Origin of the sequence: Aurantiacibacter luteus (assembly GCF_001010945.1) — a bacterium.
GTDB lineage: Bacteria > Pseudomonadota > Alphaproteobacteria > Sphingomonadales > Sphingomonadaceae > Alteraurantiacibacter > Alteraurantiacibacter luteus.
In genome coordinates this window covers 982,835-998,929 of record NZ_LBHB01000001.1, presented here as the reverse complement: position 1 = coordinate 998,929, position 16,095 = coordinate 982,835, and the positions used below count along the sequence as shown (strand labels likewise).

General features: G+C 69.1%; 17 protein-coding genes. 9 read left to right on the top strand and 8 right to left on the bottom strand.

What is annotated here, in order from left to right:
* Positions 1-64: 64 nt before the first annotated feature.
* The 4 genes from AAW00_RS04835 to AAW00_RS04820 all read right to left on the bottom strand — a co-directional run bounded on the left by AAW00_RS04835 (position 65) and on the right by AAW00_RS04820 (position 3,459).
* Positions 65-826: a DUF2459 domain-containing protein gene (locus AAW00_RS04835; RefSeq protein ID WP_082124913.1), complete on the bottom strand. Its 762-nt coding sequence runs from the start codon at positions 824-826 to the stop codon at positions 65-67.
* Complete coding sequence (locus AAW00_RS04830; protein ID WP_047003127.1) at positions 799-1,695, bottom strand: 50S ribosomal protein L11 methyltransferase; 897 nt, start codon at positions 1,693-1,695, stop codon at positions 799-801. The genes AAW00_RS04835 and AAW00_RS04830 overlap by 28 nt, the downstream gene beginning before the upstream one ends.
* A complete protein-coding gene (gene bla, locus AAW00_RS04825) occupies positions 1,692-2,585 on the bottom strand; it encodes a subclass B3 metallo-beta-lactamase (RefSeq protein ID WP_047003126.1) in 894 nt (297 codons plus the stop codon). Before bla ends, AAW00_RS04830 begins: the two co-directional genes overlap by 4 nt.
* A 148-nt stretch (positions 2,586-2,733) precedes the next feature.
* Entirely contained in the window at positions 2,734-3,459 is a 726-nt protein-coding gene (locus AAW00_RS04820; protein WP_047003540.1) for an SDR family NAD(P)-dependent oxidoreductase, read from the bottom strand.
* Positions 3,460-3,562: 103 nt separating this feature from the next.
* On the opposite strand from AAW00_RS04820, the gene sdhC reads away from it, so the two are divergent.
* From sdhC to AAW00_RS04795, 5 genes are all read left to right on the top strand, one after another.
* The gene (gene sdhC / locus AAW00_RS04815; RefSeq protein ID WP_047003125.1) at positions 3,563-3,952 is read left to right on the top strand and encodes a succinate dehydrogenase, cytochrome b556 subunit; all 390 of its coding nucleotides are present in this window, start codon (positions 3,563-3,565) and stop codon (positions 3,950-3,952) included.
* Positions 3,953-3,954: 2 nt separating this feature from the next.
* A complete protein-coding gene (sdhD, locus tag AAW00_RS04810; RefSeq protein WP_047003124.1) occupies positions 3,955-4,377 on the top strand; it encodes a succinate dehydrogenase, hydrophobic membrane anchor protein in 423 nt (140 codons plus the stop codon).
* A gap of 1 nt (position 4,378) precedes the next feature.
* Positions 4,379-6,217 (top strand): succinate dehydrogenase flavoprotein subunit, encoded by a 1,839-nt coding sequence (gene sdhA, locus AAW00_RS04805; RefSeq protein ID WP_047003123.1) that lies wholly within the window; start codon positions 4,379-4,381, stop codon positions 6,215-6,217.
* Positions 6,214-7,074, top strand: coding sequence for a glycoside hydrolase (locus AAW00_RS04800; protein ID WP_241461625.1), 861 nt, complete (start codon positions 6,214-6,216; stop codon positions 7,072-7,074). Before sdhA ends, AAW00_RS04800 begins: the two co-directional genes overlap by 4 nt.
* A 214-nt stretch (positions 7,075-7,288) precedes the next feature.
* Positions 7,289-8,011, top strand: coding sequence for a polysaccharide biosynthesis/export family protein (locus AAW00_RS04795; protein WP_052761763.1), 723 nt, complete (start codon positions 7,289-7,291; stop codon positions 8,009-8,011).
* Between the two features lie 42 nt (positions 8,012-8,053).
* Here the strand turns inward: AAW00_RS04795 and AAW00_RS04790 are convergent, their stop codons facing one another.
* A complete protein-coding gene (locus AAW00_RS04790) occupies positions 8,054-8,665 on the bottom strand; it encodes a peptidylprolyl isomerase (RefSeq protein WP_047003121.1) in 612 nt (203 codons plus the stop codon).
* A 151-nt stretch (positions 8,666-8,816) separates the two neighbouring features.
* On the opposite strand from AAW00_RS04790, the gene creD reads away from it, so the two are divergent.
* Entirely contained in the window at positions 8,817-10,223 is a 1,407-nt protein-coding gene (creD, locus tag AAW00_RS04785) for a cell envelope integrity protein CreD (protein WP_047003120.1), read from the top strand.
* Positions 10,224-10,253: 30 nt separating this feature from the next.
* Here creD and AAW00_RS04780 read toward each other — a convergent pair whose 3' ends face one another.
* Positions 10,254-10,811: a ClpP family protease gene (locus AAW00_RS04780; protein ID WP_047003119.1), complete on the bottom strand. Its 558-nt coding sequence runs from the start codon at positions 10,809-10,811 to the stop codon at positions 10,254-10,256.
* A gap of 41 nt (positions 10,812-10,852) precedes the next feature.
* Positions 10,853-12,028: an alpha-hydroxy acid oxidase gene (locus AAW00_RS04775; protein ID WP_047003118.1), complete on the bottom strand. Its 1,176-nt coding sequence runs from the start codon at positions 12,026-12,028 to the stop codon at positions 10,853-10,855.
* Between the two features lie 117 nt (positions 12,029-12,145).
* Between AAW00_RS04775 and AAW00_RS04770 the strand changes: the two genes are divergently transcribed.
* On the top strand, positions 12,146-12,538 hold the full coding sequence (locus tag AAW00_RS04770) for a BlaI/MecI/CopY family transcriptional regulator (RefSeq protein ID WP_047003117.1): 393 nt from the start codon (positions 12,146-12,148) through the stop codon (positions 12,536-12,538).
* The gene (locus tag AAW00_RS14205) at positions 12,535-14,379 is read left to right on the top strand and encodes a M56 family metallopeptidase (protein WP_052761762.1); all 1,845 of its coding nucleotides are present in this window, start codon (positions 12,535-12,537) and stop codon (positions 14,377-14,379) included. Before AAW00_RS04770 ends, AAW00_RS14205 begins: the two co-directional genes overlap by 4 nt.
* Before the next feature lie 3 nt (positions 14,380-14,382).
* On the opposite strand, the gene ypfJ is transcribed toward AAW00_RS14205, so the two are convergent.
* Complete coding sequence (gene ypfJ, locus AAW00_RS04760; protein WP_047003116.1) at positions 14,383-15,234, bottom strand: KPN_02809 family neutral zinc metallopeptidase; 852 nt, start codon at positions 15,232-15,234, stop codon at positions 14,383-14,385.
* Between the two features lie 95 nt (positions 15,235-15,329).
* Between ypfJ and AAW00_RS04755 the strand changes: the two genes are divergently transcribed.
* Complete coding sequence (locus tag AAW00_RS04755; protein ID WP_047003115.1) at positions 15,330-16,085, top strand: 3-hydroxybutyrate dehydrogenase; 756 nt, start codon at positions 15,330-15,332, stop codon at positions 16,083-16,085.
* The last annotated feature ends 10 nt before the right edge of the window (positions 16,086-16,095 follow it).

Below are 16,095 nucleotides of genomic sequence, written 5' to 3'. Positions count from 1 at the left end.
GCCCGTCCTATCCGGTGAGCATACCGGCTATCGACCAAGCGAGCGCCATAACGGCCAGTCCGAGTTATCCGATTGATAATTGTGGGTTCTTGTCGCTTCGATCTTCGAGCGGAGAGACAGGGGGAGGGGCCGGGATCCACTTCATCACGCCGCCCGCCAAGGGCGTCCACCGGCCCATCGGCAGCCCCGCTTCGGCCAGCCGCGCGCCCACCCAGGTGTTGCAGGTGTTGGCCATCGAATAGCCGCCCGTCGCCTCGTAATAGCTGTCGAGCACGAAGGTGCCGTGCAGCTCTTCGCGCAGTCCCTCGGCAGGCGGCAGGTGGCGTTCGATCGCGGCGACGAGGCGGGCGTATTGCTCGCGGCTGATGGTGACGGGGCGGTAGTTCTGGCCGGGCGCGGGGCGGACGTAGGGACTGACGCGGATCAGGGCATCGCCGCCGACCGTGGCGATGCGCAGCGCGGTGGTGGCGGTCAGGTCGCCCCAGGTCGGCACCTCCGTGAAGACCTCGCGCTCGCCGTAGCCGATGGCGAGGTGGGTGGGCATCTCGCCGTAGTAGGGCGCGATCCGGGCGGCGCTGGGAAAGGTCTCGCGCCAGTCCTTGATGTCGTTGGCGACGGGCACGACGATGCCGGTGTGCATGCCGTTGGTCTCGACCATGATCTCGACCCCCTCGGCGGGCTCGCGCCAATGGCCGTTGACGGGCAGGGAACTGCCGATCCAGCCCGCCAGCAGGTAGCCGCCGACGATCAGGGCCAGCCCGGCTGCCAGCCCCAGGGTGGCCCGAAGCGCGCGCTTCGTCAGCCGCGATAGCGCTGGCGCAGCCACAGGATGGACCAGTCGCCCGAAACGATGCGCCGCTGCAGTCGGAAGCCCGCGCGGCGATAGGCGTTCTTCACCGCGTCCTCCTGCCGGGTGAGCAGGCCCGCCAGCAGGATAGAGCCGCGCGGGGCGACGGCATCGGCGAAGTCCCAGGCCATCTCGATCAGCGGCGCGGCGAGGATGTTGGCGATCAGCAGGTCGAAGGGCGCGGCGGCCTCGAGCAAGGGATTGTCCATCCCGTCTGCGACGAGCATGGTCAACTCGCCCGGTCCCTTACCGATGGCGACGCCATTGCGCGCGGCATTCTCCAGCACGGCGGGCTCGCAGACCGGATCGTTGTCGCTGGCCGTGGCAACGGCGCGGGGCCACAGGTCCATGGCGGCGAAGGCCAGCAGGCCCGTGCCGGTCCCGATGTCGGCCACGTGGCGCGGGCGCAGCCCGGCGGCGTGGATGGCGGTCAGCATGGCGAGGCAGCCCGCCGTCGTTTCGTGGTGCCCGGTGCCGAAGGCCTGCGCGGCGGGGATGCAGAAGCTGGTGACGCCCGGCTCGTCGCTTGCCGGATGCTCGGGCGTGTGGACGTGGAAGCGGCCGGCCCGGATGGGTTCGACGCCGCGCTGGCTCTCGGTCACCCAGTCAGCGTCGGGCAGCTTCTCGGCGCTCAGTTCGGGCGGATCGGCGTCGAACAGCGTGAGCACGGCGGCGCGCTGGGCCTTGCGGGGCTTGTCCTCGCAATAGGCGTCGAGCTGCCAGATCGTACCGTCGTCGGGATCGACCTCGAACCCGGCGAGGGTGATCGCTTCGTCCCAGCCCTCGGCGCGCTCGAGCGCGGCCTCGACGATCTCGCGCGGGGCGATGGCGGAAAGTTTCCAGCTCATCGCCCGGCCTCGCGGGCAAGGAGAGCATCGAAGCGGGCCTCGGCCCCGCGGGCGTAGGTGGCGCAGGCCTGCGGGACGGCGAGATCGCCTGAAGCCAAGCGCTCGTCCATCGCGCTTTGCGATGGATGGGGTGTCAGCAGGATGTCGCAGGGCAGGGCGGCGACGGCGGCGAACCCGCGGCGGACCTGCGCGACGTAGTCCGGATGGTCGGAGAAGCGGTAGCCCTCGGCGGCGGGGGTCGAGAGCGAATCGGCGTAGGCCATCGTGCGGCACACGCCGTCCTCGCAACTGCGCCAGGTCCAGCTCGCCGAACCGGGCGTGTGCGCCGGGTTGGCGTGGACGGTGAAGGCGAGGGAGCCGACGCGCAGCGTCTCGCCGTCCTGCATGGCGCGGGCGACGGGGAAGCCTTCGAACGGCGGGATGCCGCCGGCCTGAGGGTCTTCGGGGAGCGGTTGGCCGCTTGCCATCTGCGGCGCGGCGGCGGCGAGCACGGCGGCGCGGGCACCTGTGCGGCGCAGGATCTCCGCCGTCGCGCCGACATGGTCGAGGTGTTCGTGGCTGGACAGCACCCATTCCACGTCCGCCGGATCGGCGCCGAGCGCGGCGATGTTGGCGAGCACGAGGTCCGCCGCTTCGGGCATACCGCTGTCGAGCAGGACGTGGCCGTCGGGCGAGGTCACCAGCAGCGCGGTGATGCCGCAGGTGCCGACGTCGTAGGTGTTGCCGAAGACATGGACCGGCGGCGCGGGCGCGACCCAGCTCCCCTGCATGTCGGTGATGCCCTCGCACCGGGCCTGCTTCTGCGCGAAACTGGCGGGGGTGAGCACGGGTTCGGCGGGCACAACAGCGCAGGCGGAGAGCAGCGCCAGCACGGGTGACGAAGTTGACATCGTGACGATGGCCGGTCGCCGATGTTTACGAAGCGAAATCATGCAGTAAGACCCGTTTTGCGAAGTTGACACTTCACGTGTTTCGGCGGGAAAACGCAGGTCACGCCAAGGCCGCCGCCTTGCGTCCGGCGCTGCCTGTAGGAAAGCCTCACCTGACGAAGCTCGCGCCGTTGGCGTCGATCACCGCGCCGGTCATGCTGGCGGGCGCGTCGAGCGCGCAGAAGACGGCGATGTCGGCAATTTCCTCGGGCTCGGCCACGCGGCCCAGCGGAATGTCGGCGAGCAGCCCCGCGCCACCCCGGCTGGCAAGATAGTCGTCCGCCATGCTGGTGTCGGTGAAGCCCGGGGTGATGGCGAAGCTGAGGATCCCCTCGGCGGCATAGCCCCGGGCGATGGACTTGTGCATGCCCACCATGCCCGCCTTGGCCGCGGCATAGTGCCAGTGCGCCGGGCTGTCGCCCCGATAGGCGGCGCGGCTGGCGATATGCACGAGGCGGCCTCCGCCCTTTTCGCCCTTTTGGGCGCGCTCCTGCCAGTGGCGCACGGCGAAGCGGCTGAGCTGCGCGGCGCTCGTCAGGTTGATGCGCAGCGTATCCTCCCAGTTGTCGAGCCATTCGATGTCCGAGCCATCGAGCGGATTGGCGGCGAACATGCCGGCGTTGTTGACCAGCACGTCGATCCGGCCGTCCAGCATCTCCAGCGCGTCCTGCCACAGCACCTGCGGGGCGGGCGGGTCGGAGAAGTCGGCAGGCACCGTCTCCTCGTCGATCTGGGTGGTGGCGTGGCCGACGACGCGGGCGCCGCGCTCGCGAAGCTGGTCGGCGATGGCCTGGCCGATGCCGCGGCTGGTGCCGGTGACGAGAATATGGGTCATGCCGCCCGCCATAGCGAGGCCGGGTTATGGGCGAAAGGCCGCGCTTGCCTCGCGCCGAGCAATCGCTAGAGGGAGGGCACCCTAGCAAAGCAACGGAATTGTCATGGCCACCCGCCCGCTATCGCCGCATCTCAGCATCTGGAAATGGGGGCCGCACATGGCCGTCTCCATCCTCCACCGAGTCTCCGGCGACGGGATGGCGCTGGTCGGCCTCGCGGTGCTGGTCTGGTGGCTGGGCGCGCTCGCCAGCGGGCCCGATGCCTACGCCACCTTCTCCGCCCATGCGGGCAGCTGGTATGGCATCGTGGTGCTGATCGGGCTGACCTGGGCCTTCTTCAACCACGCGAGCTCGGGCATCCGCCACTTCGTGCTCGATACCGGCGCGGGCTACGAGCTGGAGAGCAACCGCCTGTGGTCGTGGGTGTCGATGGCGAGCGGCGTGGTGCTGACCGCGATCGTCTGGCTGTTCATCATCGTCGAGAAGGGCATCTGACCATGCGGCACGGCACCTCCATCGGCCGCGTGCGCGGTCTCGGCTCCTCGCACCACGGCGCGCACCACTGGCTGGTCCAAAGATTCACCGCGGTCGGCAACCTCGTCACCGTGCTGTTTCTCATCGTTTCGCTGATCATGCTGCCGGATCTCAGCCACGCCACCGTCACCGGCTGGCTGGCGAGCCCCGTCCCGGCGCTGATGATGGCGCTGATGATCGTCTCCACCTTCTGGCACGCGCGGCTCGGCCTGCAGGTGCTGGTGGAGGATTACGTCCACACGGCGGGCAACCGCTTCGCCGTCATGCTGGCGCTGAACCTCGCGACCTTCGTGGGCGCGGCGGCGGCGCTGTTCTTCCTTTTCATGGTGGTGACTGGGGCGGGAACGCCCGCTCCGGCGCCCGCCGCGCCCGCAGGGGGCATGTGACATGACCGAGACCTCCACCAGTACCCAGCCCGCCTACAAGATCATCGACCACACCTACGACACGGTCGTGGTGGGCGCGGGCGGAAGCGGCCTGCGCGCCACGATGGGCAGCGCCGAGGCGGGCCTGCGCACGGCCTGCATCACCAAGGTCTTCCCCACCCGCAGCCACACCGTGGCGGCGCAGGGCGGCATCGCCGCCTCGCTCGGCAACAACAGCCCCGATCACTGGACCTGGCACATGTACGACACCGTCAAGGGGTCGGACTGGCTGGGCGACCAGGACGCCATCGAATACATGGTGCGCGAGGCGCCCGCCGCGGTCTACGAGCTGGAGCACGCGGGTGTGCCCTTCAGCCGCAACGAGGACGGCACGATCTACCAGCGCCCCTTCGGCGGGCACATGCAGAACATGGGCGAGGGCCCGCCCGTGCAGCGCACCGCCGCCGCGGCGGACCGCACCGGCCACGCCATGCTCCACGCGCTCTACCAGCAGAGCCTGAAGTACGACGCCGATTTCTTCATCGAATACTTCGCCATCGACCTCATCATGGCGGGCGAGGGGGCGGACCGCCGCTGCGTCGGCGTCATCGCCATGTGCCTCGACGACGGCACCATCCACCGCTTCCGCGCGCAGGCCGTGGTGCTGGCGACGGGCGGCTACGGCCGCTGCTACTTCACCGCGACGAGCGCGCACACCTGCACCGGCGATGGTGGCGGCATGGTGCTGCGCGCCGGGCTGCCGATGCAGGACATGGAGTTCGTGCAGTTCCACCCAACCGGCATCTACGGCGCGGGCGTGCTGATTACCGAGGGCGCGCGGGGCGAGGGCGGATACCTCACCAACTCCGAGGGCGAGCGGTTCATGGAACGCTACGCGCCGAGCGCCAAGGACCTCGCCAGCCGCGATGTCGTGAGCCGCTCGATGGCGCTGGAGATGCGCGAGGGGCGCGGCGTGGGTCCGGAGAAGGACCACATCTACCTCCACCTCGACCACATCGACCCGGCGGTACTGGCCCAGCGGCTGCCCGGCATCACCGAGAGCGGCAAGATCTTCGCCGGCGTGGACCTCACCCGCCAGCCGCTGCCCGTCACCCCGACGGTGCACTACAACATGGGCGGCATCCCGTGTAACTATCACGGCGAGGTCGTGACGCTGGGGCCGGACGGCAATCCGGACCACGTCGTGCCCGGCCTGTTCGCCGTGGGCGAGGCGGCCTGCGTCTCGGTCCATGGGGCGAACCGCCTCGGCTCCAACTCGCTGATCGATCTCGTGGTCTTCGGCCGCGCGACCGGGCACCGCCTGCGCGACATCGTGAAATCCGGCGCCTCGCAGCCCGAGCTCGCCAAGGACAGCGCCGATTTCGCGCTCGGCCGGCTCGACCATTTCCGCCACGCGAGCGGAGGCTCGCCCACCGCCGCGGTCCGGCGCGAGATGCAGCAGACCATGCAGAAGCACGCCGCCGTCTTCCGCGACAGCGCGCTGATGGCCGAAGGCGTGCGCCAGCTCGAGGCGACCAACAAGCGGATGGAGGACATCCACGTCACCGACAAGTCGCTGATCTGGAACAGCGACCTGATCGAGACGCTGGAGCTCGACAACCTCATGGCCCAGGCCAACGTCACCATGGCAAGCGCCGAGAACCGCAAGGAAAGCCGCGGCGCCCACGCGCACGAGGACTTCCCCGACCGTAACGATGCGGAGTGGATGAAGCACACCGTGGCCTGGTTCGAGGGCTGGGGCGGCAACGGCGGCAAGGTCACCATCGATTACCGTCCCGTGCACGAGTACACGCTGACGGACGACGTGAGCTACATCGAGCCCAAGAAGCGGGTGTATTGAGGCTTCGCGCCGCAGCAGTCCGTATCGCGTCCGCCGTCATGCTGGCGGGCTGTGCCACGGTGCAGCCCGCCAGCGGCGACGAGCCTTTCTACACCAAGCAGGTCGAGGCCGCCGGCATCCCGATCCGCTCCAGCGCCCGCGTTTCGGACGAGGCGCTGACGGCATCGCGTGCGATGATCGCCGATATGCTCGCGCATCGCCCCGACCTCGCCGCCCAGCTGGTCCGGCAGGATTACACCGTCTCGGTCATCGGCTTGGAGGAAGCGCTGCTCGACCTGCCGGAGAACGCCGGCTGGAGGAAGCCCGCGCGCGACGATCCGCGCCTGACCCGCTGCGAGCGCATCCATTACGACGAGCGCATCGGCCGCCTGACCGACCGCGAATACTGGGACGCCCGCGCGCGCGGGATCGGCGGGCAGCGAACGGCGGTGGCGGAGGAGGACGTGCTCGGCCTGCCGATCAGCCGCTATTACGGCGAGACGATCCTCGTCCACGAATTCGCCCACAACGTGCTTTTTGCGATTCAGGCGGCGGACCCGGCGCTCTACGCCGAGGTCGAGGCCGCCTATGCCGATGCGCGGGCACAGCGGTTGTGGTTCAACGAATACGCCATGACGACGGTGCAGGAATACTGGGCCGAGGGTACGCAGTTCTGGTTCGACAGCAACAAGCTGGTGGTGGTGGACGGACGCCGCGTGCTGAACCACGACGATCTCGCCGCCTACGACCCCGCGCTCTACGCGCTGCTGGCGCGGGCCTATGCGCCCACCCACCGGCTGACCGGCGACCCGTTCTGGATGCACCCGGCGCGCGTGCCGCCCGGCCCGATCCCGGAGAACACCGCCGAGGTGTGCTGACAGGGATCGCCCACGTCCAGCTCTCTCCGGCCGAGGAGCCGAACGTGCAGGACACCCACACGCAAAAACCTCGAGCGATGCTGGCGCAATGGGCGCGGCGTTCATTTCGCAGCCACCGCCGTGCGTTACCGGTTGCGAAATCCGCACGAGGTGCATAGGCAGTCCGCTCGCCGGTCCGCTGACCGGTCCGGCGCAGCAATCAAGGGTCCCGACTTTGCTCAACTTCCGCAAGATCATCGCGATGGCGGCAGTCTCGCTGCTCGCAGCCTGCGCCTCCACCCCGCCGGTCGGCGGTGCGCCGAACACGCAGGTGGCAACCGTGTCCGATTTGCCTACGCCCGGCGTGGCCGACCTGGCACCCAGCGTCACCGATGCGCAGCTGCGCCCGCTCGACGTGCTGCAGGTCGATCTGTTTGGTGTCGAGGATCTCAGCCGCGAGGTGCAGGTGGGTGCCAACGGCACCTTCGATTACCCGCTCATCGGCGCGGTCAATGCAGTGGGTCGCACGCCCGAGGAACTGGCGCGCGAGCTGGAGAGCCGTCTGCGCCAGTCCTACGTGCTCGACCCCAATGTCACCGTGCGGTTGAAGGGCCGGGCGCAGCAGTACGTTACCGTCGGCGGAGAGGTGTCCTCGCCCGGCCGCTTGCCCATAGAAGGTCCGGTCACACTCATGGAAGCGGTGGCGATGGGCGGCGGCTTGGACGAATACGCCAAGCGCGACGAGGTGCTGGTGTTCCGCACCGTGGACGGCGAGCGTTACATCGGCGTCTACAATCTGCAAGGCATCCAACGCGGCAACTACGCCGATCCCACGGTCTACCCGAACGACATCGTGATGGTCGGCGATTCGCCGGGCCGCCGACGGCTGGAGAACATCCTGTCGCTGGCTACGGCCATCAGTTCGCCGCTGGTCATCCTGGAGCGGGTTCTCCAATAGGTTCCGGGCCAGGGCGCGGGGATTCCCCGCCTCCGCCTTATCCTACTCCATCCGGTGGGCGTCGACGATGACGACCGGGTCGGCGAGCATCTGCCCGCGCATCCATCCCTCGCCCTTCGCCGGGTCGACCGGGGCGGCGTGGATGGCGGCGACCACGTCCATCCCCTCCACGACACGGCCGAACACGGCATAGCCGTTGCGCCAGACGGGGTCGTCGGCCTCGGGGTTGGCGTCCAGTCCGGTCTGGTCGCCCAGCATGATCGAGAAGTCGCCGTTGGCCGTGCCGGGATCGCCCATCGCCATCGACACCGCCCCGCGCACGTGGCTGAGCCCGGTCTGCGTCGTCGGCTCGTGCGCGATGCCGGGCAGCACGCGCGCCGGATCCCACTGCGTTCCGCCCTGGATAAGGCCGTTGGGCTGCTCGCCCCAGTCGAGCGGCAGGGCGCGGGAGAAAACAGTCCCGTCGAAGCGTCCCTCGTCCACGTAGCGCAGGAAATTGCCCGCGGTGATCGGCGCGCGCCCGGTTTCCAGCGCGATGACGATGTCGCCCATCGTGGTTTCGAGCACGACGTCCACCGTGGCTGGCGCTGCCTCTTCCTGCGCGGCGAGCGGGGTGGCGACGAGAAGGGCGGCGAGGGCGAATCGTTTCAGCATGGCGACAGTGTGCCGGGAGGCGGGTGAATCGCCAATGACCCGCAAGCCTTCGTCGGCCAATCGGTTCGTCGCTCAAAAACAACGGTTCATCGCTCATTCAATTCGTCGTTCACAATGCACGCTTCGTCGCACAACATGAGGAGACGAAACGATGGCCCGCGAGCGAACGGCAGGGATGAAGCTGGTGATGGTGGGGCTCGTGGCGGCGGTGCTGATGGTGCCGCTGTTGATGGTCTATGGCCTCGTCTACGACCGCGAGAGCCAGTCGCGGCAGGCCGAGGCGCAGATCACGCGCGGCTGGGGCGGGGCGCAGGTCGTCACCGGGCCGGTGCTGGTCGTGCCCTACAGCGATACCTCGGTCGAGTACGAGGAGGTGGGCGGCGAGCAGCGCGAACGCCGCCGCCAGGTGCGCCGCGAGCTGTTCGTGTCGCCGACCGCGCAGCAGGTCGAGACGACGATCGATCCCGACCGCAAGGGCTACGCCATCTATGAAAGCGTGGTCTACGAAGGCACGATGCAGGGCACGGCGCGATTTGCCCTCACCGACGATCTCGCCCGCCTCGGCATCGCGCGCGGGGCGCTGCAGCTTGACCGGGCGGAGCTGCGCTTCGGCGTGTCCGACCCGCGCGGGCTCAACCAGGCGGCGAGCGTCACCGCCAACGGCCGGCCGGTCGCGCTCAGCCCCGGCAACGGCCCGGCGGCGACCGATGGGCGCGGCTTCTCGGCCCCGGTGACGTGGGACGGCACGGCGCCGCTGACCGTCGGCTGGCGCTACGGCCTGCGCGGCAGCCATTCGCTGGCTCTGGTGCCGCGCGGCGGGCAGACGCAATGGCGCGTCACCTCGTCCTGGCCGCACCCCAGCTTCACCGGCAGCTTCCTGCCCGACGAGCGCGCCATCTCCGGCGACGGTTTTACCGCCACCTACGCCGGCATCACCAACCTCGCACTCGGGCGGCGGCTGATCGAGACGCGCGATGTCGGCGCGCCCGTCGCAGATGGCATGGAGGTGCCTAACGACATGGAGCCCGCCTACGACGAGCGGCGCGGCGATAACCCCGCGACCATCGCCACCATCGGCCTGACCGACCCGGTCGATCTCTACAGCCAGGTCAATCGCGCGGTGAAATACGGCTTCCTGTTCATCGGCTTCACCTTTGCCGCCTTCCTGATGTTCGACGTGGTCGGCGGGGCGCGGGTGGCGACGGCGGAATACCTGCTGACGGGCGCGGGGCTGGTGCTGTTCTTTGTGCTGCTGCTGGCCTTTGCCGAGGTGATCGGCTTCGCGTTCGCCTACGTGGTGGCAGCCGCCGCGATCATCGGCCTTCTGACGGCCTACAGCGCCGCGGTGCTGGGCACATGGCGGCGCGCGGGCTTCATCGGCGCGATGCTGGCGGGCCTTTATGCCGTCCTGTTCGTCCTCCTGAGCATGGAGACCTGGTCGCTGGTGATCGGCGCGCTGCTGCTCTTCGCCGCGCTGGCGGGCGTGATGTATGCCACCCGCCGGGTCGACTGGTCGGCGGTGGGCGGCGACAGGGCGGACGAGGCTCTCGCCGACTGACGCTGTGCCAGATGCGAAAAGGGAGCTGGGTCAGATCACCTCGGCGATCAGGCCCAGCTCCTTCGCTTCCCGGCACGAGAGATACCAGTTGCTCGGAGCCTTTTCGCGCACCTGCTCGAAGCTGACCTGGCTGCCCTCGACGATCTGGCGGAAGCCCTGCTCCTCGATGGCGATCGATTGCTCGATCTCGTTCAGTGCGGCCTTGAGCTGCGCGGTGCAGCTGCGCAGCGGGCCGGAAAGCTCGATGGTCTTGGAAATCTGCCGCTCGTGCAGCAGCAGGCTGGTATCCTTGGTCATGAAGCGGTGCGAGACCGGAAAGCCCGCCATGAAGGTCGCACCCGCGGAATAGACCGCCGCCTTGCCGAGAAAGCAGATGTCGCGCCCGCATTCGCGCAGCAGCCGCACGTCGTCGGCCATCGCGCGGGCGACCTCGGGGTTGCCGCCGAGCGTGGTGATGGCGACGAGCAGCGGCTGGTCTGTCGGCGCGGCGCCGAGCTGGTTGCGAAATTCGGCATACATCGCCTCGTCCACGCTGCCGATCAGCCGGATCTGCGGCCAGGTAAGGATGTCGTTCTTGGAAAAGCTCATGGCCGGTCAACCGCTCCGGCCCACCGCCGTTCCGCAGGGTTTCAGCGAAAGCGCAGGTTTTCGCGCGAGAGATCGGCAAGGCTTCGCTTGCCCATCAGCTGCATCGCGCGGGTTATCTCGGCCTCGAGCAGGTCGACGGCGCGCTCCACCCCCGGCTCGCCCGCGGCGGCCAGCGCGTAAAGGTAGAGCCGCCCGCCGCTGACTGCCCTCGCGCCAAGGCTCAGCGCCTTGACCACGTGCGTGCCGCGCCGCACCCCGCCGTCGAGGATGACCTCGACCCGGTCGCCCACGGCATCGACGATCTCGGCCAGCTGGTCGAAGGGCGCGCGGCTGCCGTCGAGCTGGCGGCCGCCGTGGTTGGAGACCATGATCGCATCCGCTCCGATGTCCGCCGCGCGGCGCGCGTCGCCGACCGACATGATGCCCTTGAGGCAGAAGGTGCCGCCCCAGTCGCTCCGCAACTTTTCCGCCGCCTGCCAGTCCAGCCCCGGGTCGAGCATCGAATTGAAGTAGTCCTGGATGGAAATCGACTGCCCCGATCCCGCCGCGACATGGGTGGAAAGGTTGGGCAGGTCGAATTTCTCGCGAAAGAGGAAGTTCGCCGCCCAGCCCGGGTGCGTGGCGTAGCTGAGGAGGTTCGCGGGCGTGAAGCGCGGCGGGGTCTGGAACCCGGTGCGCTTGCACCGCTCGCGGTTGCCGGAAACGACGGTATCGACCGTCAGCGCCAGCGCATCGAACTTGGCCGCCCGCGCCCGCTCCACCAGCGCCGCGTTGAGGCCGCGGTCCTTGTGGTAGTAGAATTGCAGCATCTTCGGGCCGGACCATCGCGCGCCGACCTCCTCGATGCCGACGGTCGAGAGGCTGGACACACCGAACCACAGGTTGTGCCGTTCGGCCACGGCGGCGACCGCGCGCTCGCCATGCCAGTGGAACAGGCGTTGCAGCGCCGTGGGGCTCAGCATCAGCGGCATGGCGACCTGGCGGCCCATCACCGTGGTGGAAAGGTCCGGCGAACCGGCACCGGCGAGCACGTCGGGCACGAGGTCGACGGTGTCGAAGGCCGCGGTGTTGCGATCCTTCGTCACTTCGTCGTCCGCCGCGCCGTCGATATAGTGGAACACGGGGTAGGGCAGGCGTCGACGGGCCAGCGCACGAAAATCGGCGACGTTGTGGCAGTCGGCGAGGCGACGGACCTTGTGCCTAAGGGCGATGCTCATGCCGCAACCTATCGAGCGACGGACAACGCTTGTCGAGTGCGGCTTTGCATTCACAGCGCATTCAGTTTACAAACGTAATCGTCGGAGCGACAACCAAGAGCGCCTGGGGAGGGCGTCATGAGCGAACGAGACGAGAGCCTGTCCGCCGAGCGCATCAGCGAAGCCGAGCACGCCGTGATGGAGGCGCTGTGGGAGAAGAGCCCGCAGACCGCCGCCGAGGTGTGCGACAATGTCTGCGATCGGCGCGGCTGGTCGATCCCCACGGTCAAGACGCTGCTGTCCCGCCTCGTGGCCAAGGGCGCGCTCGCCACCGAGCCCCAGGGCCGCCGCTTCCTCTACACCCCCACCATCGAGCGGGCCGCTTATGTCGGCACCGAGTCGCGCCGGCTGGTCGATCGCCTGTTCGGCGGCCGCGCCGCGCCGCTGTTCGCGCACCTCGCCGAGAGCGAGGCCCTGAGCGCCGAGGACATCGCCGAGATCGAACGCCTGCTGGCGGAGATGAAGAAATGAGCGCCGCAGTGGGACTGATCGGGCCGAATTGGGTGGGGCTGGGCAGTGTGGGCCTGACCGACTGGCTGGTCGAAACCTTCGTCTACACCGGCCTGCTGATCGCCGCGGTGCTGCTGCTGCGCCGCCCGGTGGCGCGGCATTTCGGGCCGCAGGTGGCCTATGCCCTGTGGGCGCTGCCGTTGCTGCGACTGGTCATGCCGCCGCTGGTGCTGCCCGCCTGGATGGCGCCTGCCGAGACAACTTCCGGCGTTGCGGGAGAGGCGCTGGTCGTCATCCTGCCCCAGGCCGCTGCCGCCGGATCGCAAACGGCCGCGCCAGCCGCAGGATTGGGCGTGGCCGACGTGCTCGTGCCGCTGTGGCTGGCGGGGGCGCTGGTGTTCGTCGCGTGGCGCGTGCGCGATTACGTGCGGATGCGCCGCAGCCTGCTCGCCGATGCGCGGCCGATGGGCGAAGCGGGCAAGGTGCGCCTCGTCGAGACGCCGATGGTCGCCGCGCCGGTTGCCTTCGGCATTCGCGACAAGGTGGTGGCGCTGCCCGTCGATTTCATGGGCCGCATCGATACCAGGGCCCGCGACATGGCCATTGCCCACGAACTGGCGCACCATCGCGGGCACGATCTTCTCGCCAACATCGCGGCCCAGCCGCTGCTGGCACTGCACTGGTTCAATCCGCTCGCCTGGTGGGGCTGGAGAGCGATGCGACGCGATCAGGAGGCGGCCTGCGATGCGCGTGTCGTCGCCGGGCGCGCGCGGTCGGACCGGGTGGCCTATGCCGAGGTGATCGCGGGCTTTGCCGCCGGTCGTCACCTCGCTTTGGCTGCTCCTATGGCCTGCCCTGTGCTCGGCGAGAAGTCGATCATCCATCGTCTCAGGAGCCTCACCATGACCGAGCATTCCCTCTCCCGTCGCCGACTCGGCGTTGCCGCCATCGCCGCCACCGCGCTGGCGCTGCCGCTGACCGCCTCGATCACCTACGCCCAGCCCGACGAGCAATCCGCCTCAGGCGAGCACTCGCGGGGCGTGACGCGGCTTGCTGACGGATCGCGCCAGTGGCGGCAGGATACCGTCGAGGAGGATGGCTCGCGCCATACGGTCGTGATCCGCGTGAGCGAGGACGGCAACGACGTGACCACGCACGTCGTCAGCGACAGTCACGGCGACAGCGACCAGGCGATGATTGCAGCCGAGCACGCCGCCGCGATGGCGGACCACGACGCCGAGATGGCCGATCTCGACGCGGAACTGGCCGATCTCGATGCCGAACTGGTCGGCCTCGATTCCGAAATCGAGAGCGAGGTGCGGGCGGCCATGGCTGAGGCGCGCGAGGCGTCACGCGAGGCCGCCGCCGAGGGCCGCCGCGCTGCCGCCGAGGTGCGCCGCATCGCCGTGGTTCGCGATGGCGCGCTGGCCGATGCCGGTTGTTCGGGCGACGAGCCGGTTATCGAACGCCAGCTGAGCGACGGCAGGCGCGCGATGATCGTGTGCCGCGGTGCGGTGAATGCCCAGGCCGTGGCTGGCCTTCGCGAGGCGCTCGCAGAGATCCGCGCCGAGCGCGATATGCCAGCTGCCGCGCGCGAGCAGATCATCCGCCAGCTCGAACGCACGATCGAGGAGATGGAGCGCGGCCAGCGCGGCGCTTTCCGCATGGAGGTGACGCTGCCCGGCACCGGCGCTCCGGACCGGATCGCCGCGCTGCGCGCCATGCCTGTGCCGCCGATGCCACCCGCGCCCCCGCCGGTGCCAGCCGTCTGGACAGGTGCGAGTGCGACGGGCGTCGTCGTGCCCGCCGTCACCGTCCGTTTCTCGGCCACCGCCCCCGTTCCGCCGAAGCAGGAGGGCTAGGCCCTAGCTGCGCAGGTAGCGGTTGTCGCAGGCTACGTCGTCGCCGCTTTCGATGCCCAGCCGCAGCGCTTCCATGCGCTGCTGGCTGGTGCCGTGGGTGAAGTTCTCGCTGCTCACCCGGCCGCGGGTGAGCGTGTCGTCGCCGATGGCGGCGGCGGCGGCCATGCCTTCCTCGAAGTCGCCCGGCTCGACGGCGGAGCGGTTCTTGCCCGCCCAGACGCCGGCGTAGCAGTCCGCGTGCAGCTCCATGATGACCTGCAGCTGGTTGGCCCCGCGCGGGTTCTGCTGCTGGGCGCTGCGGATCTGGTCGGCGAGGCCGGTGATGGCCTGCACGTGGTGGCCGTATTCGTGCGCGATCACGTAGTAGCGTGCGAAGTCACCGCCGCGCCCGCTCATCTGGCCGAGCTGGTCGTAGAAAGCGGTATCGATGTAGATCGTCTCGTCCGCCGGGCAGTAGAACGGACCCATGCCGACCGAGCCCGCCCCGCATCCGGTGCGGAAATTGCTTGCGGTGGCGAAGCGCAGCGTCGGCTGGCGGAATTCAAGGTTCTGCTGCGCGAACAGCGGCTGCCAGGTCTGGTTGAGCGACTGCAGCGCGTTGCAGGTCTCGGTCGCATAGGCGTTGCTGGTGCAGATGGCCTGCTCGTCCTCGCTCTGCGGCTGGCTCTGGCTGGCGCTGCCGCCCTGCACCGATTCCATCGTGCCGAGCATGGAGGCCGGGTCGATGCCGAAGACCAGTGCGCCGATCAGCACGACGATCAGGCCGCCGCAGCCGATCTTGCCGCCGGGCATTCCGCCCCCGCCGCCGGTGGTGCCGACATTGATGTTGCCGGTGTCGAACGGATTGAGCCTCATGCCTTTTTCCCCTGCGCAGGAATTTTCTGTTTTCGCTGGACCGTGGCGGTTGTCGCTCTAGGACCGGCGCAAGTTCCAACCGCAGGACAGACCAAATGTTCCTTCAAGGCAAGCGCGCCCTCGTCACCGGATCGACCTCGGGCATCGGTCTAGCCGTGGCCCGCGCCCTCCATGCCGAGGGGGCCGCGGTGGTGCTGAACGGCTTCGGCGACGCGGACGAGATCGCGGCGATGTGCGAGGAACTGGATGCGGTTCATTCGGGCGCTGACCTCACCAGCGCGGCGGGGGTGGAAGAGCTGATGGCGGCGGCGGGCGAGGTCGACGTGCTCGTCAACAATGCCGGCATCCAGCACGTCGCGCCGGTGGACGATTTCCCGGTCGACAAGTGGGACAAGGTGATTGCGCTCAACCTATCGGCCGCCTTCCACACCTGCCGCCTTGCGGTGCCGCACATGAAGCGCGCAGGGTGGGGGCGCATCGTCAACGTCGCCAGCGCGCACTCGACCACCGCCAGCCCGTTCAAGAGCGCCTACGTCGCCGCCAAGCACGGCATCGCTGGGCTGACCAAGGCCGTGGCGCTGGAACTTGCCGAGCGGAACATCACCGCCAACTGCATCAGCCCCGGCTACGTCTGGACCCCGCTGGTCGAAGCGCAGATCCCCGACACCATGGCCAGCCGCGGCCTGACGCGCGAGCAGGTGATCAACGACGTGATGCTGGAACGCCAGCCGACCAAGAAATTCGCCCAGCCCGAAGACATTGGCGCGCTCGCCGTGTTCCTGTGCCGCGACGTGGCGGCGAACATCACCGGCGCGAACTACGAGATCGACGGGGGCTGGACGGCGCAGTAGCGCGGGCGGG

Coding starts and splice junctions, on each gene's coding strand:
- AAW00_RS04755 (WP_047003115.1), top strand. CDS start 15,330: ATGTTCCTTCAAGGCAAGCGCGCCCTCGTCACCGGATCGACCTCGGGC.
- AAW00_RS04790 (WP_047003121.1), bottom strand. CDS start 8,665: ATGCTGAAACGATTCGCCCTCGCCGCCCTTCTCGTCGCCACCCCGCTC.
- sdhA (WP_047003123.1), top strand. CDS start 4,379: ATGACCGAGACCTCCACCAGTACCCAGCCCGCCTACAAGATCATCGAC.
- ypfJ (WP_047003116.1), bottom strand. CDS start 15,234: ATGAGGCTCAATCCGTTCGACACCGGCAACATCAATGTCGGCACCACC.
- AAW00_RS04775 (WP_047003118.1), bottom strand. CDS start 12,028: ATGAGCATCGCCCTTAGGCACAAGGTCCGTCGCCTCGCCGACTGCCAC.
- sdhD (WP_047003124.1), top strand. CDS start 3,955: ATGCGGCACGGCACCTCCATCGGCCGCGTGCGCGGTCTCGGCTCCTCG.
- sdhC (WP_047003125.1), top strand. CDS start 3,563: ATGGCCACCCGCCCGCTATCGCCGCATCTCAGCATCTGGAAATGGGGG.
- AAW00_RS04780 (WP_047003119.1), bottom strand. CDS start 10,811: ATGAGCTTTTCCAAGAACGACATCCTTACCTGGCCGCAGATCCGGCTG.
- creD (WP_047003120.1), top strand. CDS start 8,817: ATGGCCCGCGAGCGAACGGCAGGGATGAAGCTGGTGATGGTGGGGCTC.
- AAW00_RS04820 (WP_047003540.1), bottom strand. CDS start 3,459: ATGACCCATATTCTCGTCACCGGCACCAGCCGCGGCATCGGCCAGGCC.
- AAW00_RS04770 (WP_047003117.1), top strand. CDS start 12,146: ATGAGCGAACGAGACGAGAGCCTGTCCGCCGAGCGCATCAGCGAAGCC.
- AAW00_RS14205 (WP_052761762.1), top strand. CDS start 12,535: ATGAGCGCCGCAGTGGGACTGATCGGGCCGAATTGGGTGGGGCTGGGC.
- bla (WP_047003126.1), bottom strand. CDS start 2,585: ATGTCAACTTCGTCACCCGTGCTGGCGCTGCTCTCCGCCTGCGCTGTT.
- AAW00_RS04830 (WP_047003127.1), bottom strand. CDS start 1,695: ATGAGCTGGAAACTTTCCGCCATCGCCCCGCGCGAGATCGTCGAGGCC.